This is a genomic window from Kitasatospora saccharophila (assembly GCF_039529925.1).
GTDB lineage: Bacteria > Actinomycetota > Actinomycetes > Streptomycetales > Streptomycetaceae > Kitasatospora > Kitasatospora saccharophila.
In genome coordinates this window covers 1-24,342 of the sequence record NZ_BAAANS010000081.1, presented here as the reverse complement: position 1 = coordinate 24,342, position 24,342 = coordinate 1, and the positions used below count along the sequence as shown (strand labels likewise).

The following is a 24,342-nucleotide window of genomic DNA, read 5'->3' as shown; positions in this document are numbered from 1 at the left end:
CCCTCCGTCGCGACGGTGCGTCAGCCGGTCTGGCCGACCGCGATGACCTTGATCCGGTCGGCGGCGGGCGGCGCGATCGGGGCGCTCGCCGAGCTGTTGCCGGTCAGGTAGGCGTTGAACAGGTCGAGGTCGGAGGCGCCGACCAGCTTGTCGGTGCCGGCCGCGAAGGCCGGGAAGCCGTCGCCGCCGCCGGCCAGGAACTCGTTCGCGGCGACCCGGTAGCCGGCGGCCGGGTCGATCGGCGCGCCGTTCAGCCGGATCGAGTCGACCAGCACGCGGGCCGCGCCGGCCCGGTTCAGGTCGAGGGTGTAGTGCAGGTTCGAGGAGATCTGCAGCACCTTCGGGGAGGCGTCGTTGACGCCGGAGACCTGCTGCTGCAGGACCTGCACCAGCTGGGCGCCGGTCAGCGTCTTGACCTGCATCATGTTGGTGAACGGCTGGACGGCGAACGCCTCGCCGTAGGTCACCACGCCGTCGCCCTCGGCGCCGCTCGCCTTGTAGACCAGGTCGGCGCGGATGCCGCCGGGGTTCATGAAGGCCACCTGCGCGCCGCCCTTGTCGGCGGGCGACAGCCCGGCCAGCTGGGCGTCGGCGATCAGGTCGCCGAGCGGCTTCTCCAGCGCGGTGGAGCCGCGGCCGTTGACGTCGGCGCTGATGTAGCCGGTGGCCCGGTTGGCGATCGGCGCGGCCAGCTTGGTGTACCGCTCCAGCAGCGCGGTCAGGTCCGGCGCCTTGGGCAGGTCGCGGCGCACGACGTGGTTGGCGGCGCTGACCGTCGGGCGGACGATGCCGCCGGTGCGCTTGTCCAGCTTGAGGTCGATCTCGGTGTACAGCCGGCCGAAGGAGGCGGCGCTGGTGACCGAGCGGGGCACGCCGTCCGGGTCCGGGATCATGCAGGCGTACGAGTTGTGGGTGTGGCCGGTGACGATCGCCCCGACGGCCGGGTCGATCTTCTTGGCGATGTCGACGATCGGGCCGGAGACGCCCGCGCCGGCCGCGCCGCAGTCGTAGTTGTACACGCCGCTGGCGGGCAGGCCGCCCTCGTGGATCAGCGCCACGATCGAGTTGACGCCCTGCTTCTTCAGCTCGGCCGCGTACTTGTTGATGGTGGTGACCTCGTTGCCGAACCCGAGGCCCTGCACGCCGGCGGCGGTGACGATGTTCGGGGTGCCCTCCAGGGTCACGCCGATGAAGCCGACCTTGACGCCGCGCACGTTGGTCACCCAGTACGGCTTGAGCAGCGGCTTGCCGGTCTTCTCGTCGGTGACGTTCGCCGCCAGGTACGGGAAGTCCGCGCCCTTGAACTTGCGGCCCTTCTCGTAGCAGCCGTCGGTGGGGTGGCAGCCGCCGTTCTGCATCCGCAGCAGCTCGGCCGAGCCCTCGTCGAACTCGTGGTTGCCCACCGAGGTGACGTCGAGGCCGATCTCGTTCATCGCCTCGATGGTCGGCTCGTCGTGGAACAGGCCGGAGACCAGCGGGCTGGCGCCGATGATGTCGCCGGCCGCGACGGTCAGGCTGTTGGCGTGGCCCTTGCGGGCGTCGCGCAGCGCGGTGGCCAGGTACTCGACGCCGCCGGCCGGGGTGGCGACGGTCTTCCCGGTGGCCGGGTCGATCTCGGTGACCGTGCCCGAGGAGCCCGCCGGGGGCTCCAGGTTGCCGTGGAAGTCGTTGATGGCGAGGAGCTGCAGGTCCTCGTACTTGGGCTTGTCGTGGCCCCGGCCGTGGGCCTCGGCGGTGGCCGGCAGGACCATCGAGGCGAACAGGGCGGCGGCCGCGGCGACCGCGAGGGCGGTCGTGCGGCGGCCGGTGGAACCGGAAATGGGCATGGCTGTCCCCTGGACCGTCGGGGCCGCGGCAGCGCGGCCTGGCGTTGTCTGGTGCAGCCTAGGGTCAACGCGCGTAGCTGTCAGGAACCTACGAGTAACGAGCTGGTATCCGCGGTCTGACGAAACGTCCGCCGACCCCCGGTCAGGACCCTCCCGCCGGGGTCAGATCCGCGGCTGCGCCGCCAGCTGCTGGTCCGCCCGGTCCCGCTCGGCCACCGCGTCCTCGGTCATCGCCCGGTCGGTGTACACCAGCGGCTTCTCGGCCTCGGTGATGATGTGCTTCACCACCTGCACGTTGCCGTTGACGTCCCACACCGCGATGCCCGGCGACAGCGTCGGAATGATCTCCACCGCCCAGCGCGGCAGGCCCAGCACCCGGCCGGTGGACCGCGCCTCGTCCGCCTTCTGCATGTAGATCGTCCGGGTCGAGGCCATCTTCAGGATCGCCGACGCCTCCTTGGCCGCCGCCCCGTCCACCACGTCCGACAGGTGGTGCACCACCGCGACGAAGGACAGGCCCAGCCGGCGGCCGAACTTCAGCAGCCGCTGGAACAGCTGCGCCACGAACGGGCTGTTGATGATGTGCCAGGCCTCTTCCACCAGGAAGATCCGCTTCACCCGGTCCGGGCGCAGCCAGGTGTGCTCCAGCCACACCCCGACGATCGCCATCAGGATCGGCATCGCGATCGAGTTCCGGTCGATGTGCGACAGGTCGAAGACGATCAGCGGCGCGTCCAGGTCGATGCCCGCCGAGGTCGGGCCGTCGAACATGCCGCGCAGGTCGCCGTCGACCAGCCGGTCCAGCACCAGCGCCACGTCCAGGCCCCAGGCCTGCACCTCGCCGACCTGCACGCCCAGCGACTCCACCGCCGACAGGTCGGGGCTGCGCAGCGTGTCGATGATGTCGTTCAGCACCGGCTGACGGTCCTTCACCGTCGCCAGCACGTGGGCGTGCGCGGCCTTCAGCGCGAAGCCGGCCCGCTCCTCCAGGCCGCGGCCCATCGCCACCTCGATGATGGTGCGCAGCAGCGACAGCTGGCCGGTGGTGGTGATCGCCGGGTCCAGCGGGTTCAGCTTCACCCCGCCGTCCAGGGCCGCCATCGGGTCCAGCCGGATGGACTTTATCCCCAGCGCGTTCGCGATCAGGTTCCACTCGCCGACGCCGTCCTCGCCCTGCGCGTCCAGCACCACCACCTGGCGGTCCCGGAACCTCAACTGCCGCAGCACGTACGTCTTCTCCAGTGCCGACTTGCCGTTGCCGGACTCCCCCAGCACCAGCCAGTGCGGGGCCGGCAGCTGCTGGCCGTACAGCTGGAACGGGTCGTAGACGTAGCCCTTGCCGCTGTACACCTCGCGGCCGATGATCACCCCGGAGTCGCCCAGGCCGGGCGCCGCCGTCGGCAGGTACACCGCCTGCGCCTGGCCGCTGGAGGTGCGCACCGGCAGCCGGGTGGTCTCCACCCGGCCGAACAGGGTGCTGGTGAAGGAATCGGTGAGCTTTCCGAGCATCGACGGGCCTCCGGGGGTCAGCGGCGTCAGCGGCGGATGCCGGTGGCGAACGGCAGGGTGTTGGCGAACGCCCGGTGGTGCTCGCGGTCGCACCACTCCAGCTTCAGGTAGCTCTTGCCCGCCGACGCCCGGATGGTGCGCTTGTCCCGGGCCAGCGCCTCGGGGCTGCGCGAGGACACCGTCAGGTACCCGACCAGGTTCACCCCGGCCGCGCCGGACGCCAGGTCGTCGCCGCGCTGGTCCACCCGGCCGGTGTGCGCCAGGTCGCGCGGGTCGACCGTGCGGTTCATCTTCGCCGCCCGGCTGGCCTCCGCCTCGTCGTTGGTCTTCTCGGTCAGCATCCGCTCGATCGCGACGTCGGTCGGCTCCAGGTCCATGGTCACCGCGACCGTCCGGATCACGTCCGGCGTGTGCACCAGCAGCGGCGCCAGGAAGTTCACCCCGACCGGGGTCAGCGGCCACTCCTTGATCCACGCGGTGGCGTGGCACCACGGCTCCCGGGTCGCCGCCTCGCGGGTCTTCGCCTGCAGGAACTGCGGGTGCGTGGCGTCCAGTTCGGCCGGCCAGGCGTTGCGCCGGCTCATCGCCTGGATGTGGTCGATCGGGTGGTCCGGGTCGTACATCGAGTGGATCAGCGAGGCCAGCCGGGCCTGCCCCAGCGGCTGCCGCACCCGGATGTCCGCCTCCGCCAACCGCGCGCAGATGTCGGTCAGTTCGCGCGCCATCACGGTCGCCAGGCCGTCGTCGCTGCGGTCCCGCTTCTCGCCCCGCCCGTACGCGGTGCGGCCCATCGCGTGCGCCTCGGCCGCCAGGTCCCGGGTGTAGTGCATGCACGCCACCAGGTACGCCCGGTGCTGCTCCGAGGAGGTCGACACCATCGACTGCAGCTGGTCGTAGCTGTCCTGCAGCCAGCGCGGCGCCGTGTGGTCACCGCGCCGCTCCACGTCCTTCGCGTGCGCGTCCGGGTCGGCCGGCAGGGTGCGGGCCAGGATCTGCAGCCGGGTCACGAAGCCGTCGCCGTTGGCCACGTGCTTGAGCAGCGTGCCGAACCGGTCGACCAGCGTCTCCTGGTCCTCCGAGTCGCGCAGGCCCACGCCCGGGCCCTCGATCTCGATCGCCGCGGTCACCGTCCGGCGCTCCAGGTGCATCAGCACCGCGACCTCGTCCGGCCCGAACGGCGCGGCCAGCCAGCGCAGCCGCCCCACCCCCGGCGGCGGGCCGACCTCCACCTCGCGGCCGTCCAGCCGCGTGCCCGCCTCGTGCACGTCCGGCTTCCACACCGCCCGGCCGCTGCGCACCGTCCGCCGGAACGTCCGGTTGATCTCCACCCACTTGTAGAACGTCCGCCGCCGGTACGGCACGTACACCGCCATGATCGCCAGCAGCGGGAAGCCCACCAGGCCCGCGATGCGCAGCGGCAACAGGCTCGGGATCAGCCCCCACACCATGCCCAGGCCGGCGCCGGCGATGATCAGCACGATCTCGCCGTTCTCCCGGTTGCGCCCGATCGGCGCGTTCGGCCGCGCCTTGCCGATCAGGTAGCTGCGGCGCTGGTGGGCATACGGCTGGGCGTACTGGGTGCCGTACTGGCCGAGCTGTTCGCTGCTCATCTACCCGTCACCCTCCCTTCGGGTTGTTGACCGGAGACTGGACCTGGGCCTGCGCGGGCGGCGCCGCCGGACGGGCCGGGTTCGCGGGCCGGGAGGCGTGCGCCGCGATGCCCGCGCCCGCCCCGCCGCCCCCGGCCGGGGCGCCGCCGCCCCCGCCGCCCTCCGCGCCACCGCGCGAACCGTGCGTCGAGATGCCCTGCTTCACGAAGTTCGCCGGGCCGTTGATCATCGCGCTGCCGGCCTGCACCGCGCTCGCCCTGGCGTTGCGCATCGACATCAGCTCGTCGCCGAAGCCCGGCACGAACCGGTACACCGCCGCGCTCGCGAAGATCGACAGGAACAGGATCGCCAGCCCCGCCAGCACCCGGCCGAAGTCGTCGTCCGCCCCCGCGCCGGTCGCCACGGCGCTCGCGAGCCCCAGGATGATCACCACGATCGGCTTCGCCAGGTCCACTGCCAGCATCATCGCGGCCCACCGGCGGACGTGCTTCCACATCTGCTTGTCCACCAGCCCCGCGTACACCGCCGTCCCCAGCAGCGCGCCCACGTACAGCATCGCCGCCCGGATCACCAGCTCCACCCAGAGCACCGCCGCGGCCAGCACCGCCACCAGCGACACCAGGATCAGGATCAGCGGGCCGCCGCCCATGCTGCCCTTCTCCAGGGTGTCCGCGAACCCGCCCAGGTACGTGCCGGTGTCCGACTTCGTCCCCGACGCGATCGCGTCCGTCATCCCGTCGGTGACCGTCACCACCGTGTACAGGATCAGCGGCGTGAACGCCGAGGCGATCACCGTCAGCCACAGGTACCCGACCGCCTCGCCGAACGCCTGCCCCAGCGCCGCGCCGCGCACCGCGCGCTTGGTCACCGCCAGCAGCCACAGCACCAGCGTGATCACCGTCGAGACCGCGAACACCACCGCGTACTGCTGCAGGAACGCCGCGTTCGTGAAGTCGACCTTCGTCGTCCCGTCGATCGCCCCCGACAACTGCCGCACCACCCAGGCCGCCGCCTGCGCGCACCCCTTCGCCAACGACCCCAGCGGATCGGTGACCCCGGAGACGGTGTCCGTCCCGGGCACGACCAGCGCCCCGTCGGGGGCGCACAGCTTGTCGGCGCCCGGCACCGGCACGTCCACCGTGCAGGAGGGCTGGGGGCTGGGCGAGGGGGTCGCGGCGGTGGCCGCCCGGACCACCACGAGGAGTGCCAACTGGAGCGAAGCGGTCGCTCCGGCCAGGACCACGACGCGACGGCCGAAGCCTCTGCCCGCTCCGTCAGCGCGCATAGCGGAATCCTCCGAACTGCTGGACGGCACCCGTGATCTCCTCCGAGGTCGCGGCCTGTTGGTCAGCGGGCAGCGGAGCCGGGCCTGCCTTCCGGCTGTAATCGATGATCTTCCAGTCGCTCCCGGTCCAGCGCATCGTGACGCCGAGCGTGTACCAGTTCTCGGTGACCGGGACCTGGGAACCCTCGCCGGTCAGTCCGACCAGCGAGTTGCACCACACGTTCACCTTCGTCCCGGTGTCCGAGTAGTTCGCCAGCTCGGTGCCGATCGGGACGGTGCGGCTGATGAACGTCAGTTTCTTCGGCGCCCTGCCCTCCGCGTCGAGCCCGTAGCGCGCGTTCGTCTCCGGGGTGAACGCCTGGTCCAGGCGGGTCTGGAGGGGTTGGACGGCGGTGGGGTCGGCGATGGTGGCGAGGACGGTGTGGCGGCCGGCGGTGCGGAACATGTCGGCGGAGCCGAGGGCCACGGCGTAGTTGGCGGCGGCGGACTGCGCGCCCTGGTCGGTGTGCGGGTAGCCGGTGCCGATGCCGTTGGAGGTGGTGGTGACGGGCTGCTGGCCGCTGGCGGCGGTGCGGTCGGGGGAGGCCGCGGCGGCGCTCGCGCGGTCGCCGGAGGTGCCGGTGCCGCCGTGGCCGACCGCGGGCTTGTCGCGGTTGGCGATGGAGACGGCGACGACCAGCAGGGTGACGATGCCGAGGATGGTCAGGAGGGTGCGCAGCGGCCTGGCCTGACGTCCGGTCACGTGGACGGTCTGTTCGGCGACCGGTAGCCGCGTACGGGTGTGCGGCTGGTCGTCGGACAACGGCACGGGGGCCCTCCTGGTGGGGCGCCGCCGCGCGGGGCGCGCGCGGCGGCGTGACGGGTGCTCGGCGTGGGGACGTGGTGCGGGATGCGGGGTGCGGTGCGGGCGTGCGGATCAACCGCACCGGGGCGCGAGTTGTCCGATCGTCAGATGGCCATGCCGTACACAATGGTGAACAGGGTGCCGAGCGAACCGATGATGAACACGCCGGTCAGGCCGGCGACGATCAGCCCCTTGCCCTGTTCGGCGCTGAAGGTGTCGCGCATCGCGGTGGCGCCGATCCGCTGCTTGGCGGCGCCCCAGATCGCGATGCCCAGGCAGATCAGGATGGCGACGGCCATCACGACCTGGACCATCACCCGGGCCGAGGAGCCGAGGGAGGCGAACGGGCCCCAGTCGGGGGCGATCCCACCGATGATGGTGTCGATGTTGGCCTTCTTCGGCGGGTCCTCCGCCAGGTACCGGATCACTGTGCTGTCCACGTTCAGGTCCATCCCATCTCACCGCCGATCAGGAAAATTCAAGGCCCCGGACCACGGTCGAGCGAAGGGGCAGGACCTATTCTTGGCCAGATCTGATGTCGACTTGGCTGCTTCTCGCGGATTGCTCGTGGCTGGCCGAACGCCTCCGCCAGGATGTCCGGTGCTTCAAGGATACTTCCCGCCCGTGGTATCTGTGATGATTGCACCGGGCAATTGCGCAACAGGACATGGCCGCTGACGTTCCGTCGGGATGGTGCTTGATGGTGCTCCGGAAGGCTCGGACGGCGGGCGCCGCGGCCGTGGTGCTCGGGATCGGTTTCGTGGGCGTCGTGACGCTCGGGACGTACGCGGCCAGTGGGGTGCCGGAGGGCTCCTCGGCCGCCCCCGGGCTCTCCGGCGGGACGGTGCCGGCCGCCTACCGGTCGCACATCCAGCAGTGGGGCGGGCTCTGCCGGGAGATCTCCGCGCCGATGCTGGCCGCGCAGCTCTACCAGGAGAGCGGGTTCGACCCGCAGGCGAAGAGTCCGGCGCAGGCGTACGGGATGGCCCAGTTCCTGGAGGCGACCTGGGCCACCTACGGCACGGACGGCGACGGCGACGGCAAGCGGGACATCTGGAACGCCTACGACGCGATCGCCTCGGCCGCCACCTACGACTGCGCGCTGGCCCGGGACGTGGCCAAGGTCCCCGGCGACAAGCAGGCCAACATGCTGGCGGCGTACAACGCCGGTCCGTACGCGGTGATCGAGCACAACGGGATCCCGCCGTACAAGGAGACCCAGGGGTACGTGCGCAGCATCCAGGCGCTGGCGAAGTCCTTCACCGCACCGGCCGCCCAGGGCGGGCAGTTGGCGCTGTCCAAGCAGGCGGCCGGGGCGATCTGGTTCGCGCAGGGCAAGTTGGGCACCGACTACCTGTGGGGCGGCACCGGGCAGAGCTGGGAGGACGGGCGGTTCGACTGCTCGGGCCTGACCAAGGCCGCGTACGAGAGCGTCGGCATCGTGCTGCCCCGGGTGGCCAACGACCAGTGGTACGCCGGGCCGCACCCGTCCCGGGACCAACTGCGGCCCGGGGACCTGGTGTTCTTCGCCAACGACCTGGAGGACCCGCGCACCATCCACCACGTCGGCATCTACGTCGGCGGCGGGTACATGATCGACGCGCCGCACACCGGGGCCAAGGTCCGCTACGACACCATCGAGCAGAAGGACTACATCGGGGCGACCCGGGTCACCCCGGACGGCGCCGCCGCGCTGCCCAACCGGAACCCGAACGACGGCACCATCACGAAGGGCGAGGCCCCGAGGACGAGCTGACCGCCCGGCCCGGCATGTGCGCGCCCGGTGGACGGTGAGTCAATTTTGCATAACGGTGTGTTTCGACGGAAACCGCGGCGGCCTTGATCGCGTTGACTCAGGAGGCTGCCGGTCGTCCGCACCCGGAAGCACCACGTTCTGGGACCACTGCGGAGAGCCGACAGGGAGGTGCGGCGTGCCGACGCTGCTCGCCGACGCCGGGACCGGTTCGGGCGACCCCGATCTCGGCCTGCTCAAGGCCGTCAACGGCCTGGCCGCCGACGCCCCCGGCTGGCTGGACTCGTTGGTCGCCTGGACCGCCGAGTACGGCATCCTGTTCGGCCTGGCCGCGCTCGGCCTGGTCGCCTGGCTGGTCGCCCGCCGCCGCCCGGACGCCCCGGTCGCGGTGGCCGGCGTGCTGTGGGCGCCGCTGGCGGTCGCCGTCGCCGAGCTCGCCAACCTGCCGATCTCCCAACTGGTCAACCGGCCGCGGCCGTTCGTCAGCCACCCCGAACTGGACGTCCTGGTGCCCGGCAAGGAGGACACGCTCTCCTTCGTCAGCGACCACTCGGCGATGTCCATGGGCATCGCCGTCGCGCTGTTCCTGGTCAACCGCAAGCTCGGCCTGGCCGCCGGCGCGCTCGCCCTGCTGCAGGGCTTCTGCCGGCTGTTCGTCGGCGTGCACTACCCGACCGACGTGATCGGCGGCTACGCGCTGGCCACCGCCGTGGTGCTGCTGCTCGCCCCGATCGCGATGGCCGTCCTGGTGCCGCTGTGCCACGCGCTGTCGCGCACCGCGCTGCGCCCGCTGGTGGTGGCCCGCTCCGCCGCCGGTCCGGCCGCCGGCCGGTCGTCCGCGCCCGCCGCCCGCCGCTCCGGGCGCCGCCGGGGCCAGGACGGGCCGCACCGGGACCGGGACCGCGAGTCGGACCTGGCGGCCTGAGCCGGGTCCGCCGCACCGGGCGGGCTCAGGCGACCTCGGTGCCGCCGCCCGCGCCGGTCTCCGCGAGGTGCTCCGCGGCGTCCCGCCGGGACTTGTCCCGGGAGCGCCGCCCGGGGGCGGACCAGCCGCAGCCGCACTGCGCGAAGCTGAAGGAGCCGCGCTCCACCACCTCCGCCCGGTGCTCGTCCGGGTGGTCGGTCCGTAATGCCCCGCCGGGTGCCCCGGGGCGCTGATCTGCCACGTCCTTCACCGTATCCCGGCCCGGCGGGGCCCCGGTCCCGTCCGGCCGGTGAACATCCGCGTAACCTTCCCGCCCCCGACTCGTTCACCTGGCGAGCGCTCCGCCCATCCGGGGCGGTCGCCTGCCGGGTCGTCCGGGGCCCGAGGGGGTTGTCGAAGAAGTGAAGATGCTCAACCGCGCCGCCGCCGCCGCGGCCCTGCTCGTCGCCGCGCTGTCGGCCTGCACCGGCGGCAACGGCCCGTCGGTCTCCGCCGACCAGCTGTCCGCGGACCCGCTGACGGCGGTCCGCTCGGCCGCCGACATCACCGGCCGGACGGGCTCGGTGCGGGCGGTCACCGAGTTGATCACCGAGTCCGCCGACAAGAAGGCGGTCTTCAACGGCACCGGCGGCTACGACTACGTGAAGCGGATCGGCCGCCTGGAGATCGACGTCCCGCCCGGCGCCGCGACCACCGGGAAGATCACCGAGGTGGTGCTGCCCGGCACGGTCTACCTGCAGAACAGCGGCGCGAAGATCCCCGAGGGCAAGTGGGTCAAGCTGGACGTGCGCCAGCTCCCGGACGGCAACCTGGTGAGTTCCGGGGCCACCGACCCGGCCACCGCCGCGGGCGCGCTGCGCGGGGCGCAGAGCGCCGAGCTGGTCGGCACCGAGCCGGTGGGCGGCGTGGAGCTCAAGCACTACCGGGGCACCCTGGATCTGGCGAAGGCCGCCGACGCGACCGGCGGCCGCGGGGCGGACGGGCTGCGGATGGCCGCCCAGACCTTCACCGTCAAGGAGGTCCCGTACGAGGTCTGGCTGGACGGCCAGGGCCGGCTGCACAAGGTGGTGGAGGACTTCGCTTTCGCCGGGGTGGCCGGGTCCACCGCGGCGAAGGACCAGGTCAAGGTGGTCTCCACGCTGTCGCTCGCCGACTTCGGCAAGCCGGTGGAGGCCGCCGAGCCCGCCGCCGCCGACATCTACTCGATGAAGGCCGACCCCTCGCCGAAGTGACCCGCGGCGCCGGGCCCACCCGTTTCGGGCGGCAGAGATGGCCCGTCCGTGCCATGTGGCCCGGCCCGCCGCTCCCTACGCTGGTACGGGGCGGGCAAGCGGGGCGGCGGACGGGGCGCGGAAGGGGTGGAGGCCATGGCATCCGGGGAGAGCGGCACCGGCGGCCACGACAGAACCGCGCTGGACGAGATCGACCTGACCGGCGAGCTGATGATCGCCGCCTCGGCCAGCCGCGCGGAGCGGCTGGCCGCCGAGCAGATCGACGAGGTGCTGCTGGCCCGCCGCGAACCGGACCCGCCGGAGGGCTGAGGCGCCGTCAGCGGGCCGGGCCGGGCGGGCCCGTCGGCTCAGGTGCGCAGCAGCCGGGCGATCGCGGCGCTGGCCTCGGCGACCTTGGCGTTCAGCTCCTCGCCGCCGTCCTCCGCGGCGGCCGCGGCGGCGACGCAGTGCCGCAGGTGCTCCTCCAGCAGGGAGAGCGCGAAGGACTGCAGGGCCTTGGTGGAGGCGGACACCTGGGTGAGGATGTCGATGCAGTAGACGTCCTCGTCGACCATCCGCTGGAGGCCGCGGATCTGCCCCTCGATGCGGCGCAGCCGCTTGAGGTGCGCCTCCTTCTCGCCGCTGTAGCCGTGCGGCCCGGTGGCCGGGGCCGTGCCGTGGCAGGCCGCGGGGGCCGTCGGCGCGGTGTCGGTGCTCGGGGTGTCGATGGTGGTCATCCGGTCCGCCCTCTTGGTCTCGGTGCTCGGCCCGCCCCCGGGCTCCGGCCCGGGAGGTACCCCCAGATTCCAACACGCGGCACCGGTCCGGTGTTCCGCCGTCCGGGCGTCAGGACAGAGATCCCCGTGCAGAGCGGGAGCAAACCGGCGTGTCGTGGGACACACTTAGGGCGCGCGTCGGCAACCCCGTGCTCACGAGCGGTGGGTGTGCGCCTAGCATCGTCAAGTACCGACCCCGCACATCGGAGATTTCCGTGCGTTTTAGCCTGACCCCGAAGGAGACGAGCTTCTACGACATGTTCGCCGCTGCGGCGGAGAACCTGGTCGTCGGATCGAAGCTCCTGCTGGAACTACTGGGCTCGGACGTGTCAGCCCGCGCGGAGATCGTCGAGCGCATGCGCGCCGCCGAGCACGCCGGGGACGACACCACCCATGCGATCTTCCACCAGTTGAACTCCTCGTTCATCACCCCGTTCGACCGGGAGGACATCTACAACCTGGCCTCCTCGCTGGACGACATCATGGACTTCATGGAGGAGGCCGTCGACCTGGTCGTGCTGTACGACATCGAGACCCTCCCGAAGGGCATCGAGCAGCAGATCGAGGTGCTGGCCCGGGCGGCCGAGCTGACCGCGGAGGCGATGCCCAACCTGCGGTCGATGTCGAACCTCACCGAGTACTGGATCGAGGTCAACCGGCTGGAGAACCAGGCGGACCAGATCCACCGCAAGCTGCTGGCCCACCTGTTCTCCGGCCAGTACGAGGCGATCGAGGTGCTGAAGCTCAAGCAGGTCGTGGACGTCCTCGAAGAGGCCGCCGACGCGTTCGAGCACGTGGCCAACACGGTGGAGACCATCGCCGTCAAGGAGTCCTGACCTCCGTGGACATGGCAGCACTGATCGTCGTCATCGGCGTCGCTTTCTTCTTCACGTACACCAACGGCTTCCACGACTCCGCCAACGCGATCGCCACCTCGGTCTCCACCCGGGCGCTGACCCCCCGGGCGGCGCTGGCGATGGCCGCGGTGATGAACCTGGCGGGCGCCTTCCTCGGCAGCGGGGTGGCGAAGACCGTCTCCGAGGGGATCATCGAGACCCCGACCGGCAGCAAGGGCATGGCGATCATGTTCGCCGCCCTGGTCGGTGCCATCACCTGGAACCTGGTGACCTGGTACTTCGGCCTGCCGTCCTCCTCCTCGCACGCGCTGTTCGGCGGCATGGTGGGCGCGGCGCTGGCGGGCGGCATCGGGGTGGTCTGGCACGGCGTGGTCGAGAAGATCATCATTCCGATGATCGTCTCGCCGGTGGTCGGCCTGATCGGCGGCTTCCTGGTGATGCTGGCGATCCTGTGGATCTTCCGGCGGGCCAACCCGCACCGGGCCAAGCGCAACTTCCGGGTGGCGCAGACCGCTTCGGCGGCCGCGATGGCGCTGGCGCACGGCCTGCAGGACGCGCAGAAGACCATGGGCATCGTGGTGATGGCGCTGACCATCTCCGGCCACCAGACCGGCAACGGGATCCCGATCTGGGTGAAGATCTCCTGCGCCACGATGCTCTCGCTGGGCACCTACGCGGGCGGCTGGCGGATCATGCGCACCCTCGGCCGGAAGATCATCGAGCTGGACCCGCCGCAGGGCTTCGCCGCCGAGGCCACCGCCTCCGCGGTCATGTACGTCACCTCGTTCGTCTACGCGGCGCCGATCTCCACCACCCACGTGATCACCTCGGCGATCATGGGCGTGGGCGCCACCAAGCGGGTCCGCGCGGTCCGCTGGGGGGTGGCGAAGAACATCGTGATGGGCTGGTTCATCACCATGCCGGCGGCGGCGATCGTGGCCGCCGCGATGTACGGGATCGTGAACCTGCTGTTCCTCTAGCGCCCGCGCGGCCGGAGCCGGACGCGCGACCGAAGGCGGAAGGGCCCGCCCCCACAGCACGGGGGCGGGCCCTTCCTCTCGTACTCCGCGGCGGCACCGCCATGCAGCGCCGCGGAGCAGCTCGTTGCGGCCCCGGGACGGGCGGGCCGGTCAGCCGAAGCGGCCGGAGATGTAGTCCTCGGTGGCCTGGACCGACGGGTTGGAGAAGATCCGCTGGGTGTCGTCCAGCTCGACCAGCTTGCCCGGCTGGCCGACGCCCGCCAGGTTGAAGAAGGCGGTGCGGTCGGAGACGCGGGCCGCCTGCTGCATGTTGTGGGTCACGATCACGATGGTGAACTGCGACTTCAGCTCGCCGATCAGGTCCTCGATGGCGAGGGTGGAGATCGGGTCGAGGGCCGAGCAGGGCTCGTCCATCAGCAGCACCTCGGGCTCGACCGCGATCGCCCGGGCGATGCACAGCCGCTGCTGCTGGCCGCCGGACAGGCCCGCGCCGGGCTTGCCCAGGCGGTCCTTGACCTCGTTCCACAGGTTGGCGCCCTGCAGGGACTTCTCCACCACGCCGTCCAGCACGGACTTCTTCTTCACCCCGGCCAGCTTGAGGCCGGCCACCACGTTGTCGTAGATCGACATGGTGGGGAACGGGTTGGGACGCTGGAACACCATGCCGACCGAGCGGCGGACGGCGACCGGGTCGACGTTCGCGCCGTACAGGTTCTCGTCGTCCAGCAGCACCTTGCCCTCGACCCGGGCGCCGGGGATCACCTCGTGCATCCGGTTCAGGGTGCGCAGGAAGGTGGACTTGCCGCAGCCCGAGGGGCCGATGAAGGCGGTCACCGAGCGGGGCTCGATGGTCATCGAGATGTCCTCGATGGCGCGGGTGGAGCCGTAGTAGGCGGACAGTCCGCTGACGTCGATGCGCTTGGCCATGATCTTTCGTCTTCTCTCGTCTGTTCGTACGTCAGTCGGTGTCAGTGCCCGCCCTTGGGCGAGCGCCAGCGCGCGACGCCCCGGGCGATGAGGTTGAGACCCATCACGAAGGCGATCAGGACCAGGGCCGCGCCCCACGCGCGCTGGTAGCCGTAGTCGTTGTTGATCTGCGAGTACTGCTGCCAGATGTAGAGCGGCAGCGACTGCTGCGGTCCGTTGAACGGGTCGCTGTTGATGAAGTCGGCACCGAAGACCAGCATCATCACGGGGGCGGTCTCACCGGTGATGCGGGCGACCGCCAGCATCACGCCGGTGGTGATCCCGCCCACGGCGGTGGGGAGGACGATCCGCAGGATGGTCTTCCAGCGCGGCACACCGAGCGCGTACGAGGCTTCGCGCAGCTCGTTCGGGACGAGCTTGAGCATCTCCTCGGTGGAGCGGACCACGACCGGCATCATCAGGATCGCCAGCGCGAGGCTGCCCGAGAAGCCGGAGTACTCGAAGCCCAGCATGATGTTCCAGAGCGACAGGACGAACAGGCCGGCGACGACCGACGGGATGCCGGTCATGACGTCGACGAAGAAGGTGACCGCCTTGGCGAGCCGGCCGCGGCCGTACTCCACCAGGTAGACGGCGGTGAGCAGGCCGATCGGCGCGGCGATCAGGGTGGCCAGCAGGACCTGCTCGATGGTGCCGATGATGGCGTGGTAGATGCCGCCGTCCGGGCTGAGGGTGGCGACGACGCCCTTCATCGAGTGGGTCAGGAAGTCGCCGTTGATCGCGCCGATGCCCTGCTGGACGGTGTAGAAGGTCAGGGCGACCAGCGGCACCACGGCGCAGATGAAGGAGACCCAGATCAGCGAGGTGGCGAACCGGTCCCTGGCCTGGCGGCGGCCCTCGACCGAGGCCGAGACGGCGTAGCTGACCACCAGGAACAGCAGGGCGGAGATCAGGCCCCACTGCAGGTGGCTCTCCAGCCCGGCGACGGCGCCGAGGCCGCAGCCGACCGCGATCGAGACGGCCGCGATGCCGGCCGGCGCCCAGCGGGGCAGCCGGGCCGCGGTCAGCCGGTGGGCCAGCTGCGGCGGCGTGGCGTCGGTGATGGTTGCAGTGGTCACGCGGCGGCCCCCGAGTACTCCTTGCGACGGGCGATGATCATGCGGGCCGCGCCGTTCACCAGCAGGGTGATGACGAACAGCACCAGGCCGGAGGCCATCAGCGCGTCCCGGCCGAGCGGCTGGGCCTCGTTGAACTTCAGCGCGATGTTCTCCGCGAAGGTGCCGCCGCCCGGGTCGAGCAGGTGCAGCGTCAACTCGCTGTTGGTGGACAGCACGGTGGCGACCGCGATGGTCTCGCCGAGCGCGCGGCCCAGGCCGAGCATGGAGGCGGAGATGATGCCCGGGCGGCCGAAGGGCAGCACCGCGGTGCGGATCATCTCCCAGCGGGTCGCGCCGAGCGCGAGCGCCGCCTCCTCGTGCATCCGCGGGACCTGCCGGAACACCTCGCGGGTGACCGCGGTGATGATCGGCAGCACCATGATGGCGAGCAGGATGCCGACGGTGAACAGGTTGCGCGGGGCGACGCCGGTGCTGGACTGGTCGAAGACGTACGTCCAGCCGAGGTACTGGTCCATCCAGCTGGTCAGGCCGTCCATGTGCGGGACGAGGAACAGCACGCCCCACAGGCCGTAGACGATGGACGGGACGGCGGCCAGCAGGTCCACCAGGTAGGCGAACGGCTGGGCGATCCGGCGCGGCGCGTAGTGCGAGATGAACAGCGCGATGCCGACCGCGACCGGCACCGCGATGAGCATCGCGATCAGCGCGCTGACCAGGGTGCCGAAGGTGAGGACGGCGACGCCGAACACCGGCTTGGCGGCGTCCGGGGTCCACTCGAAGGTGGTGAGGAAGTTGCCCTCGTTCTTGCCCAGCGCGAGGGCGGAACGGTAGGCGAGGAAGCCTGCGATGGCGGCCATGATGACCAGCAGCAGGACGCCCGAGCCCCGGGAGAGGTTGAAGAACACGCTGTCACCGCGGCGGCTGTCGCCCCGGCTCCGTCGAGTCCGTCCCCGCGTGTCGGCGGGGGGTGCAGAAGTCATGGTCGTTACTCCGGTCTGGCGGCGCTGCCCCGCGGAGGGCGGCACCTTGGCGGCGGTGCCCCGGACGTTCGTGGTGGTGGTGCGTGGTGCGCGACGCGCGGCGCGCTCGGACGAGTGCCCGGCCGGGCGGCCCCTCCCCCTCCTTCGGGGGCCGCCCGGCCGGTCGTCGCTCAGCCTCAGGCCAGGGCGTCGATCTGGGTCTTGACCTTGGCCGCGAGCTCGGCCGGCAGCGGCACGTAGCCGACCGCGCCGATGGCCTGCTGGCCGGTTTCGCTGACGGTGTAGTTCAGGAAGGACTTGAGGACCGGCAGGGTCTCGGCCTTGTTGCCCTTGTCGCAGACGATCTCGTAGGTGACCAGGGTGATCGGGTAGTTGCCCTCGGCCTTGGTCGCGTAGTCGATGTCCAGCGCCAGGTCGGCGCCGGTGCCGACGACCTTGGCGGAGGCCAGGGTGGCGGCGGCGTTGGCGGCGGTGGCCTCGACCGGCTTGGAGGCGCCGGTGTTGATCGAGGCGCTGTTCAGCTTGTTGGTCTGGGCGTAGGAGAGCTCGACGTAGGAGATCGAGTTCTTGGTCTGCTTGACCAGGGCCGCGACACCGGCCGAGCCGTTCGCGGACTGGCCGCCCTGGCCCGCCCACGCCTTGGCGGCCGGGTACTTCCAGTTGCCGCCGCCGGCCTTGGCCAGGTAGCCGGTCAGGTTGGCGGTGGTGCCGGAGTCCTCCGAGCGGTGGATCGCCTGGATGTCGGCGGCCGGGAGGGTGACGCCCGGGTTCAGGGCGGCGATCGCCGGGTCGTTCCACTTGGTGATCTGCGAGTCGAAGATCTTCGCCAGGGTCGGGCCGTCCACGACGAGCTTGTCGACGCCCTCGACGTTGAAGACGATCGAGACCAGGCCGCCGACCATCGGGAGGTCGATCGCCTGGCCGCCGGTGCAGACGCTCTTGGAGGCGTCGACCTCGGCGGGCTTCAGGGCCGAGTCGGAACCCGCGAAGGCGATCTTGCCCTGGTTGAACTGGGTGACACCGGCACCGGAGCCGCCGCCGGAGTAGGTCAGGGTCGCGCTGGAGCAGGCGGCGCTGTAGGCGGCCTTCCAGACGTCGATCGCCGGAGTCTGCGCGGTCGAACCGGCGCCCAGCAGCTGGCCGCCCTTGTCGGCACAGGCGATCTTGGCGGCGGTGGTCGCGCCGCCCGAGGCCGCGGTGCTCGAAGAGGACTTGTCGGTGTTGTCGTCCGTGCCGCAAGCCGACAGCGACAGCGTGGAGACGAGCGCGACGGCACCGATGGCGAGGGCCTTGGAGCGGCCGTTCCGCAGGTTCACTGGGTGTCCCTTTCTGAGGCAATGCCGGTCTCGGAACGACCGGTTTTGCTGTGGTCCGGGGCCCTTTCGGCCCTCCGGTAACCCAGAAGTTAGGCAGGACAGGTGACGCGTCAGCCGGTCACAAATGAACGGGGAGTGAACCTCGAAGGGACGTCAGGAAACTGCGGCCGGTAGTAACGGTTGCGTCACGGTGGGGGCGCGGTGAGATCACCCGTGCGACCTGTGCGAACCACCCGGGCGGCCGATCAGTCGAACAGCAGCTCCAGCAGCGCGTCCACCAGCACCCGGTCCCGCGGGTGGGTCAGCCGCTCCCTGGCGCGCTTCGGCGGCAGCCACTCCAGGCGGTCCACCTCCCGGTTGGGCCGGAACGCGCCACCCGTCGGCACCGCCGACCAGTACCGGACCTCCTTCGGCCGGCCGTGCGCCAGGTAGTGCTGCGCCGGCAGCTCCGGCCCCAGCACGCAGCGCATCCCGGTCTCCTCCAGCACCTCGCGCAGCGCCGCCGCCCGCCAGCCCTCGCCCGGGTCGAGCTTCCCCTTCGGCAGGCTCCAGTCGTCGTACTTGGGCCGGTGCACCAGCGCGATCCGCGGCTTCTTGCGGCCCTTGCCGCCCTTCTTCGGCGGCCCCGGCACCCACAGCACCGCCCCCGCCGCCAGCACCGTCGAACGGGAGCCCGCCGCCGGACGGCGGCTCTGAAGGGCGCCGCCCGACCGGGCGGGGGCGCGGTCGGGCGGGGAGGAACGATCGGGCATCAGCGGTACGCGGTCCGTCCGGGCGGGGGCGACGAGGGCTCAGCCCGGCAGCGCCGCCACCGGGCCCACCAGCCCCGGGACCACCCCCGGCCACTGGCGCCCGAAAGCGTACCGGGCCGACTCGACCTCCAAACGCTGGTCCGCGTGCACCACGCCCAGCACGTACGCCGTCGCCGGGGTGATCCGCGGCGTGCGGGCCGCCGTCGCCACCGTCACCGCCGCGTCGGACGCCTCCTGGTGGCGCGCCAGCACGCCGTCCAGCTCCGCCAGCCCCTCGCCGGTCCCGCCGCACACCTCCAGCGCGTACCTGGCCCGCTTCAGCAGGATCCGGGCCCGCAGCCACGGCGCGTCGTCCGCCGCCAGCGCCGCGTCGGCGTCCGCCGGGGTGCGCGACGCCGGCACCCCGCCCGGCTCCGCGTCCGCCGCGACCAGCCGGTGCAGGCCCGCCCCGCCGTACGCCTGGGCCGCCCGCTGCCACGGCAGCCGCTCGCCCGCGCCCAGCAGCGCGCCCAGCGCCGCCGCGGTCTGCGGCAGCAGCGCCGCCACCGGTTCGGCGGCGGTCGGCGCCACCAGCGGCACGTCCCCGGCCAGCAGCGTCATCCGGTCCGCCAGCGCGTGCAGCCGGGCCGAGCGCAGCTCCTGCAGCAGCGCGGTGTGCGCCCTGGTCCTGGCCAGCGTCAGCTGCCGCTCCAGCAGCGCCCGGGCCTTGGGCGCGCCCGCGTGCCCGGCCAGCATGCCCGCCGCGTCCGGGGAGGTGTCGGCCAGCGAGTCCAGCGCGCCCAGCAGCCGCACCGCCCGCCGCTGGTAGCCGGGCTCCTGGCCGAGCAGGTTGAGCAGCCAGCGCAGCTCGGTGCGCGACTCCTGCGCCCACTGGGGGTCGAACGCCGCCGCGAAGGTGTGCAGCACCCCGCCGACCCGGCGCACCGCGCGCAGCAGGTCGTCCGCGGCCCGCGCCGACGCCGGGAGCGCCCCCGGTCTGGACCCCGCCTCGCCGACCGCCTGCGGCAGGGCGCGCAGGAACGCGCCCGCCTGGACGGTCAGGTAGCCGGCAAGGACCTCCCCGGTGGTCGCGGCGCGCGCCACCGGGGCCGTCGTCGGCGCATCGGTCATGGCTGTGGCTCTCCCCGATCTCCTCCCTGGGCCTGCCCCAGGGGTGCAGTCCGCCCGCGCCGGGCGACTTCCCGGCGCGGGCGGGGTGCCGCTCAGCGCGCGGCGGCGGAGCCGCGGTTGCGGCGGCGCGAGTCGATCAGCAGGTCCTGGACGTGGCGCAGCGGCCGGCCCTCGGCGTCCTGCGCGTGCCGGGTCCAGGTGCCGTCGGCGCCCAGGTGCCAGGAGTCGGTCTCGTCCGAGACGCCGAGCTCCAGCAGCCCGTTCAGCTCGGCCCGGTGCGCCGGGTCGGTGACCCGCACCAGCGCCTCGATCCGGCGGTCCAGGTTGCGGTGCATCATGTCGGCGCTGCCGATCCACACCTCGGGGTCGCCCCCGTTGCCGAACACGAACACCCGCGAGTGCTCCAGGAACCGCCCGAGTATCGACCGCACCCGGACGTTCTCGCTCAGCCCCGGCACGCCCGGCCGGATCGCGCAGATGCCGCGCACCCACACGTCCACCGGCACGCCGGCCTGCGAGGCCCGGTACAGCGCGTCGATCACCACCTCGTCGACGATCGAGTTGACCTTGATCTTGACGCAGGCGGGCCGCCCGGCCCGGTGGTGCGCGATCTCCCCGTTGATCCGCGCCACCAGCCCGTCGCGCAGCCCGCGCGGCGCGGTCAGCAGCCGCCGGTAGGACTCGCGGCGCGAGTACCCCGACAGCCGGTTGAACAGGTCCGACAGGTCCGCGCCGACCTGCGGGTCGGCGGTCAGCAGGCCCAGGTCCTCGTACAGCCGGGCCGTCTTCGGGTGGTAGTTGCCGGTGCCGACGTGCGAGTACCGGCGCAGCGTGTCGCCCTCCTGGCGGACCACCAGCGACAGCTTGCAGTGCGTCTTCAGCCCGACCAGGCCGTACACCACGTGGCAGCCGGACTCCTCCAGCTTGCGGGCCCACTTGATGTTCGCCTGCTCGTCGAACCTGGCCTTGATCTCCACCAGCACCAGCACCTGCTTGCCGGACTCCGCCGCGTCGATCAGCGCGTCCACGATCGGCGAGTCGCCGGAGGTGCGGTACAGCGTCTGCTTGATCGCCAGCACGTGCGGGTCGGCGGCGGCCTGTTCCAGGAACGCCTGCACCGAGGTGGAGAACGAGTCGTACGGGTGGTGCAGCAGCACGTCCCGCTCGCGCATCGCGGCGAAGATGTCCGGCAGCGTCGCCGACTCCACGTCGGTCAGCCCGCGCGCCGTGCCCGCCACGAACTTCGGGTAGCGCAGCTCCGGCCGGTCCAGGTCGGCGATCCCGAACAGCCCGGTCAGGTCCAGCGGCCCGGGCAGCGGGAAGACCTCCGCCTCGGTGATGTTCAGCTCCCGCACCAGCAGGTCCAGGATGTACGGGTCGATCGACTCCTCGACCTCCAGCCGCACCGGCGGGCCGAAGCGGCGCCGCATCAGCTCCTTCTCCAGCGCCTTCAGGATGTTCTCGGTGTCGTCCTCCTCCACCTCCAGGTCCTCGTTGCGGGTGACCCGGAACGCGTGGTGGGCGAGCACCTCCATCCCCGGGAACAGCTCCTCCAGGTGCGCCCCCATCACGTCCTCCAGCGGCACGTACCGCTGCGGCGACGCCTCCAGGAACCTCGACAGCGACTGCGGGACCTTCACCCGGGCGAAGTGCTTGTGCCCCGACACCGGGTTGCGCACCACCACCGCCAGGTTCAGCGACAGGCCCGATATGTACGGGAACGGGTGCGCCGGGTCGACCGCCAGCGGCGTCAGCACCGGGAAGATCTGCTGCCGGAACAGCGTGTGCAGCCGCGCCTGCTCGGTCTCCGCCAGGTCCGGCCAGCGCACCAGCTCGATGCCCTCGGCCGCCAGGTCCGGCAGCACCTCCTGCTGGAAGGTCGCCGCGTGACGCGCCATCAGCTCGCGCGAACGCCGCCAGATCAGGTCCAGCACCTCGCGCGGCTGCAGGCCGGACGCCGAGCGCTGCGCCACGCCGGTGGCGATCCGGCGCTTGAGACCGGCCACCCGCACCATGAAGAACTCGTCCAGGTTGGACGCGAAGATCGCCAGGAACTTGGCCCGCTCCAGCAGCGGGATGTCCGGGTCCTCCGCGAGCTCCAGCACCCGCTCGTTGAACGCCAGCCAGCTGCGCTCGCGGTCCAGGAACCGGCCCTGCGGCAGCTCCGCCTCCTCCGCGCCCCCGGCACCCGGGCCGCCCGCCGGGAAGGCCGCCGAGACCGCCGCGGGCAGCGCCGTCGCCACCCGCACCGGCTCGGCCGCCCTGCCCTCGACCGCCTTGCCGTCGGCCGTCCCCGGCTCGGCGGACCCGGACCCGGCGGCGGCCTTCGGTCCGGCCGCCCTGCTCTTGCCGCGGGCCGGCGCCGGACGCGGCCGCGCCTCCTTGCCGGACTCCTTGCCCGCGTCCTTGCCGACGGCGACCCTGCCGCCGGCACCGGACCCGGACCTGACTCCCGACCGCACGGCCGGCTTCTGCTCACTGCTGCGCTCGGCCGGATCGGCCGAGTCGGAGACGGGGCGGGGGATGCTCATCGGTTCCAGCTCCTCCTGCAGGACGCGGCCCCGGTGGGGCGAAGGGCATGACTCCGCAAGCTGCTCGTCCTCGTCGACCCAGGTCCATCCGCCCGGGGACGCCGGGATCCGCCCGGGCGGACGGTGGGTGGAGCGGTGACGCGGACGCGGCAATACGGACGACATTCTGTGATCTTCGCGGCGCCAATTGAATCCACGGTAAACACCGCATGGCCAGGAGGAAAGCTGAGTCCGTCACCCCTGTGGCTGCTAGCGGACGCTCCCTTCCGACCGGGTCCGACCGGCTCAGCGCGGACCGGACGGCTCCCAGCGGTACATCAGGTCGACCTCGTGGACGGTGAAACCCAGCCGCTCGTACACCCGGACGGCCGCCGCGTTGTCCGCGTCCACGTACAGCATCACCGTCGGCAGGCCGCGCTCCAGGACCAGGTGTCGCAGGCCCACCGCCGTCAACGCCTTACCCAGGCCATTACCCTGTTCCGCCGGATCCACCCCCACCACGTAGACCTCGCCGAGCCCGTCCGGCTGGGTCTTCGTCCAGTGGAAGCCCACCAGCCGCCCCTCCCGCTCCGCCAGGAAGAAGCCCTTCGGGTCGAACCACGGCTCGGCGATCCGCTCCGCCAGGTCCCGCTCCGTCCACGAGCCCTGCTCGGGGTGGTGCGCGAACGCCAGCGCGTTCAGCGCCAGCCAGGCCGCCTCGTCCCGGCCCGGCTCGAACGTCCGCAGCACCACGCCCGCGGGCAGCGGCACCGCCTCCGGCGCCGGCGCGGTGCGCCGCATCTGCCGCAGCTCGCGCACCAGCACCGCGCCGTGCCGCTCGGCCAGGTGCCGGGCCGCCGGGAGGCCGCCGTGCGCCCAGAAGTCCAGCCCGCCCGCGCCCTGCGCCAGCACCGCGTCCACCAGCTCGCCGCCCAGGCCGCGACCGCGCTCGGCCGGGGCCACCGTCAGCTCCACCGTCCCCGGCCGCTCCCCCTCCAACTGCGCGTAACCGACCACCGCGCCGTCCACCGACTGCACCAGGTGCCGCACGCCCTCGCGCGGGCTGTCCGGCCGGATCCGCAGTCGACCGGCCTCCGACACCGCCTCCCGGCCGTCCGCCCCGGCCGCCGCCGCGAGCAGCTCGCGCACCGCCCCGACCTGCCCCGGCGTCAGCACCTCGACCCGCTCGACGTGACCCGCACCTGACGTGTTCTCAGAAGTCCGCATACCGGCGAGCCTACGTTCTCCGCCCCGCTTCCAGCAGGGCTCCCCAGCGGGGACCGGACGCCGGCAGCCGCCCGGCCACTCAGCAGACCGGGGCCGCCCCCAGGACGCCCCACCCCCGGGCCGCGGCCCACCGCACCACCCGCAGCGGACCGTCCAGCAGTTCCTCGGCCGGGTGGTCCGGCTCGTCCCCGAGCCCCGTCAACCAGGCCCGCACCCGGCCGAGGACCCGCTCCCGCTCCTCCCCCGACCACCCCAGGGCCGCCTCGAACTCCGGCAGCCGCTCCCGCAGCTGATCCGCGTTCAGCACGAACTCCCCGAACCACCCCGGCAGCCCGAGCACCGCCCCCGGTCCCACCCCGTACGCCAGCGCCCCGAACGGGAACGCCTTCCGCATCGCCACGGCGAAGAACTGCTCCGGCCGCCGCTCGTCCACCCGCTCCAGCGCCGCTCCGCGGAACTCCTCCAGCGCGTCCGCCCCCTCGTACCACCCGCCGATCAGCTCCCCGAGCCGAACAGCGTCCTCGTCCTCCCACAGCCCGTGGACGACCCGGCCCGCGCCGCCCCGCTCGTGCACCGCCTCCCACCAGGCCCGCTCGCCCCCGACCTCGCCCGGCGGCACGAACCACCCCTCGTCCGGTGCCGGCAGTTGCCCCAGCTCGCCGTCGGGCAGCGCCACGACCACCCACACCCCGGTGAACCCCACCGCTCTCCCCCTCCGTCCGAATGGATCCGGAAATGCAGAAAGGGCCCCAGCCTGACGGCTGGAGCCCTTTCTTTGAATGATTGTTCGGCGGCGTCCTACTCTCCCACAGGGTCCCCCCTGCAG

23 protein-coding genes are annotated in these 24,342 nt (G+C 72.2%); 6 read left to right on the top strand and 17 right to left on the bottom strand.

The annotated features are described in order from the left end of the window. Window positions 1-20: 20 nt before the first annotated feature. The 6 genes from ABD345_RS35880 to ABD345_RS35855 all read right to left on the bottom strand — a co-directional run bounded on the left by ABD345_RS35880 (window position 21) and on the right by ABD345_RS35855 (window position 7,526). Complete coding sequence (locus tag ABD345_RS35880; RefSeq protein WP_380274288.1) at window positions 21-1,826, bottom strand: bifunctional metallophosphatase/5'-nucleotidase; 1,806 nt, start codon at window positions 1,824-1,826, stop codon at window positions 21-23. A 162-nt stretch (window positions 1,827-1,988) separates the two neighbouring features. Beyond that, entirely contained in the window at window positions 1,989-3,335 is a 1,347-nt protein-coding gene (locus ABD345_RS35875; protein ID WP_344558468.1) for an ATP-binding protein, read from the bottom strand. A 26-nt stretch (window positions 3,336-3,361) separates the two neighbouring features. Then, on the bottom strand, window positions 3,362-4,945 hold the full coding sequence (locus ABD345_RS35870) for an SCO6880 family protein (RefSeq protein WP_344558467.1): 1,584 nt from the start codon (window positions 4,943-4,945) through the stop codon (window positions 3,362-3,364). Window positions 4,946-4,952: 7 nt separating this feature from the next. Then, window positions 4,953-6,230, bottom strand: coding sequence for a hypothetical protein (locus ABD345_RS35865; protein WP_344558466.1), 1,278 nt, complete (start codon window positions 6,228-6,230; stop codon window positions 4,953-4,955). Further along, complete coding sequence (locus tag ABD345_RS35860) at window positions 6,220-7,038, bottom strand: hypothetical protein (protein WP_344558465.1); 819 nt, start codon at window positions 7,036-7,038, stop codon at window positions 6,220-6,222. The genes ABD345_RS35865 and ABD345_RS35860 overlap by 11 nt, the downstream gene beginning before the upstream one ends. Window positions 7,039-7,178: 140 nt before the next feature. Further along, complete coding sequence (locus tag ABD345_RS35855; protein WP_344558463.1) at window positions 7,179-7,526, bottom strand: hypothetical protein; 348 nt, start codon at window positions 7,524-7,526, stop codon at window positions 7,179-7,181. Window positions 7,527-7,774: 248 nt separating this feature from the next. Here ABD345_RS35855 and ABD345_RS35850 point away from each other — a divergent pair, with 248 nt between their 5' ends. Together ABD345_RS35850 and ABD345_RS35845 are read left to right on the top strand one after the other, a co-directional pair. Beyond that, on the top strand, window positions 7,775-8,830 hold the full coding sequence (locus tag ABD345_RS35850) for an NlpC/P60 family protein (protein ID WP_344558461.1): 1,056 nt from the start codon (window positions 7,775-7,777) through the stop codon (window positions 8,828-8,830). Between the two features lie 175 nt (window positions 8,831-9,005). Continuing rightward, window positions 9,006-9,752 carry a phosphatase PAP2 family protein gene (locus ABD345_RS35845; protein WP_344558459.1) on the top strand — a complete coding sequence of 249 codons (747 nt, stop codon included), beginning with the start codon at window positions 9,006-9,008 and terminating at the stop codon, window positions 9,750-9,752. Window positions 9,753-9,777: 25 nt separating this feature from the next. Here ABD345_RS35845 and ABD345_RS35840 read toward each other — a convergent pair whose 3' ends face one another. Next, entirely contained in the window at window positions 9,778-9,921 is a 144-nt protein-coding gene (locus ABD345_RS35840) for a hypothetical protein (protein ID WP_344558458.1), read from the bottom strand. Window positions 9,922-10,159: 238 nt separating this feature from the next. On the opposite strand from ABD345_RS35840, the gene ABD345_RS35835 reads away from it, so the two are divergent. Both ABD345_RS35835 and ABD345_RS35830 read left to right on the top strand, forming a co-directional pair. Next, a complete protein-coding gene (locus tag ABD345_RS35835) occupies window positions 10,160-10,984 on the top strand; it encodes an SCO4651 family lipoprotein (protein WP_344558457.1) in 825 nt (274 codons plus the stop codon). 135 nt (window positions 10,985-11,119) lie between these two features. Beyond that, on the top strand, window positions 11,120-11,293 hold the full coding sequence (locus tag ABD345_RS35830; protein ID WP_344558456.1) for a hypothetical protein: 174 nt from the start codon (window positions 11,120-11,122) through the stop codon (window positions 11,291-11,293). A gap of 38 nt (window positions 11,294-11,331) precedes the next feature. On the opposite strand, the gene ABD345_RS35825 is transcribed toward ABD345_RS35830, so the two are convergent. Further along, a complete protein-coding gene (locus ABD345_RS35825) occupies window positions 11,332-11,700 on the bottom strand; it encodes a metal-sensitive transcriptional regulator (RefSeq protein ID WP_344558455.1) in 369 nt (122 codons plus the stop codon). A 254-nt stretch (window positions 11,701-11,954) separates the two neighbouring features. Between ABD345_RS35825 and ABD345_RS35820 the strand changes: the two genes are divergently transcribed. Together ABD345_RS35820 and ABD345_RS35815 are read left to right on the top strand one after the other, a co-directional pair. Beyond that, window positions 11,955-12,575 (top strand): DUF47 domain-containing protein, encoded by a 621-nt coding sequence (locus tag ABD345_RS35820; RefSeq protein WP_014137429.1) that lies wholly within the window; start codon window positions 11,955-11,957, stop codon window positions 12,573-12,575. 5 nt (window positions 12,576-12,580) lie between these two features. After that, window positions 12,581-13,576, top strand: a complete 996-nt coding sequence (locus ABD345_RS35815) for an inorganic phosphate transporter (protein ID WP_344558453.1) — start codon at window positions 12,581-12,583, stop codon at window positions 13,574-13,576. Between the two features lie 150 nt (window positions 13,577-13,726). On the opposite strand, the gene pstB is transcribed toward ABD345_RS35815, so the two are convergent. The 9 genes from pstB to ABD345_RS35770 form a co-directional block, all read right to left on the bottom strand. Next, window positions 13,727-14,503, bottom strand: a complete 777-nt coding sequence (gene pstB / locus ABD345_RS35810) for a phosphate ABC transporter ATP-binding protein PstB (RefSeq protein ID WP_344558451.1) — start codon at window positions 14,501-14,503, stop codon at window positions 13,727-13,729. A 41-nt stretch (window positions 14,504-14,544) separates the two neighbouring features. Next, the gene (pstA, locus tag ABD345_RS35805; RefSeq protein ID WP_380274279.1) at window positions 14,545-15,621 is read right to left on the bottom strand and encodes a phosphate ABC transporter permease PstA; all 1,077 of its coding nucleotides are present in this window, start codon (window positions 15,619-15,621) and stop codon (window positions 14,545-14,547) included. Next, the gene (gene pstC / locus ABD345_RS35800; RefSeq protein WP_344558449.1) at window positions 15,618-16,601 is read right to left on the bottom strand and encodes a phosphate ABC transporter permease subunit PstC; all 984 of its coding nucleotides are present in this window, start codon (window positions 16,599-16,601) and stop codon (window positions 15,618-15,620) included. Before pstC ends, pstA begins: the two co-directional genes overlap by 4 nt. A 176-nt stretch (window positions 16,602-16,777) precedes the next feature. After that, window positions 16,778-17,917: a phosphate ABC transporter substrate-binding protein PstS gene (gene pstS, locus ABD345_RS35795; RefSeq protein WP_344558448.1), complete on the bottom strand. Its 1,140-nt coding sequence runs from the start codon at window positions 17,915-17,917 to the stop codon at window positions 16,778-16,780. 245 nt (window positions 17,918-18,162) lie between these two features. Then, window positions 18,163-18,669 carry an NUDIX hydrolase gene (locus tag ABD345_RS35790; RefSeq protein WP_344558447.1) on the bottom strand — a complete coding sequence of 169 codons (507 nt, stop codon included), beginning with the start codon at window positions 18,667-18,669 and terminating at the stop codon, window positions 18,163-18,165. A gap of 39 nt (window positions 18,670-18,708) precedes the next feature. Further along, entirely contained in the window at window positions 18,709-19,779 is a 1,071-nt protein-coding gene (locus ABD345_RS35785) for a CHAD domain-containing protein (protein WP_344558446.1), read from the bottom strand. A gap of 92 nt (window positions 19,780-19,871) precedes the next feature. After that, window positions 19,872-22,310: an RNA degradosome polyphosphate kinase gene (locus ABD345_RS35780; RefSeq protein ID WP_344558445.1), complete on the bottom strand. Its 2,439-nt coding sequence runs from the start codon at window positions 22,308-22,310 to the stop codon at window positions 19,872-19,874. A gap of 285 nt (window positions 22,311-22,595) precedes the next feature. Continuing rightward, a complete protein-coding gene (gene mshD / locus ABD345_RS35775; protein ID WP_344558444.1) occupies window positions 22,596-23,516 on the bottom strand; it encodes a mycothiol synthase in 921 nt (306 codons plus the stop codon). 79 nt (window positions 23,517-23,595) lie between these two features. Continuing rightward, window positions 23,596-24,219 (bottom strand): hypothetical protein, encoded by a 624-nt coding sequence (locus ABD345_RS35770; protein ID WP_344558443.1) that lies wholly within the window; start codon window positions 24,217-24,219, stop codon window positions 23,596-23,598. Window positions 24,220-24,342 lie beyond the last annotated feature (123 nt).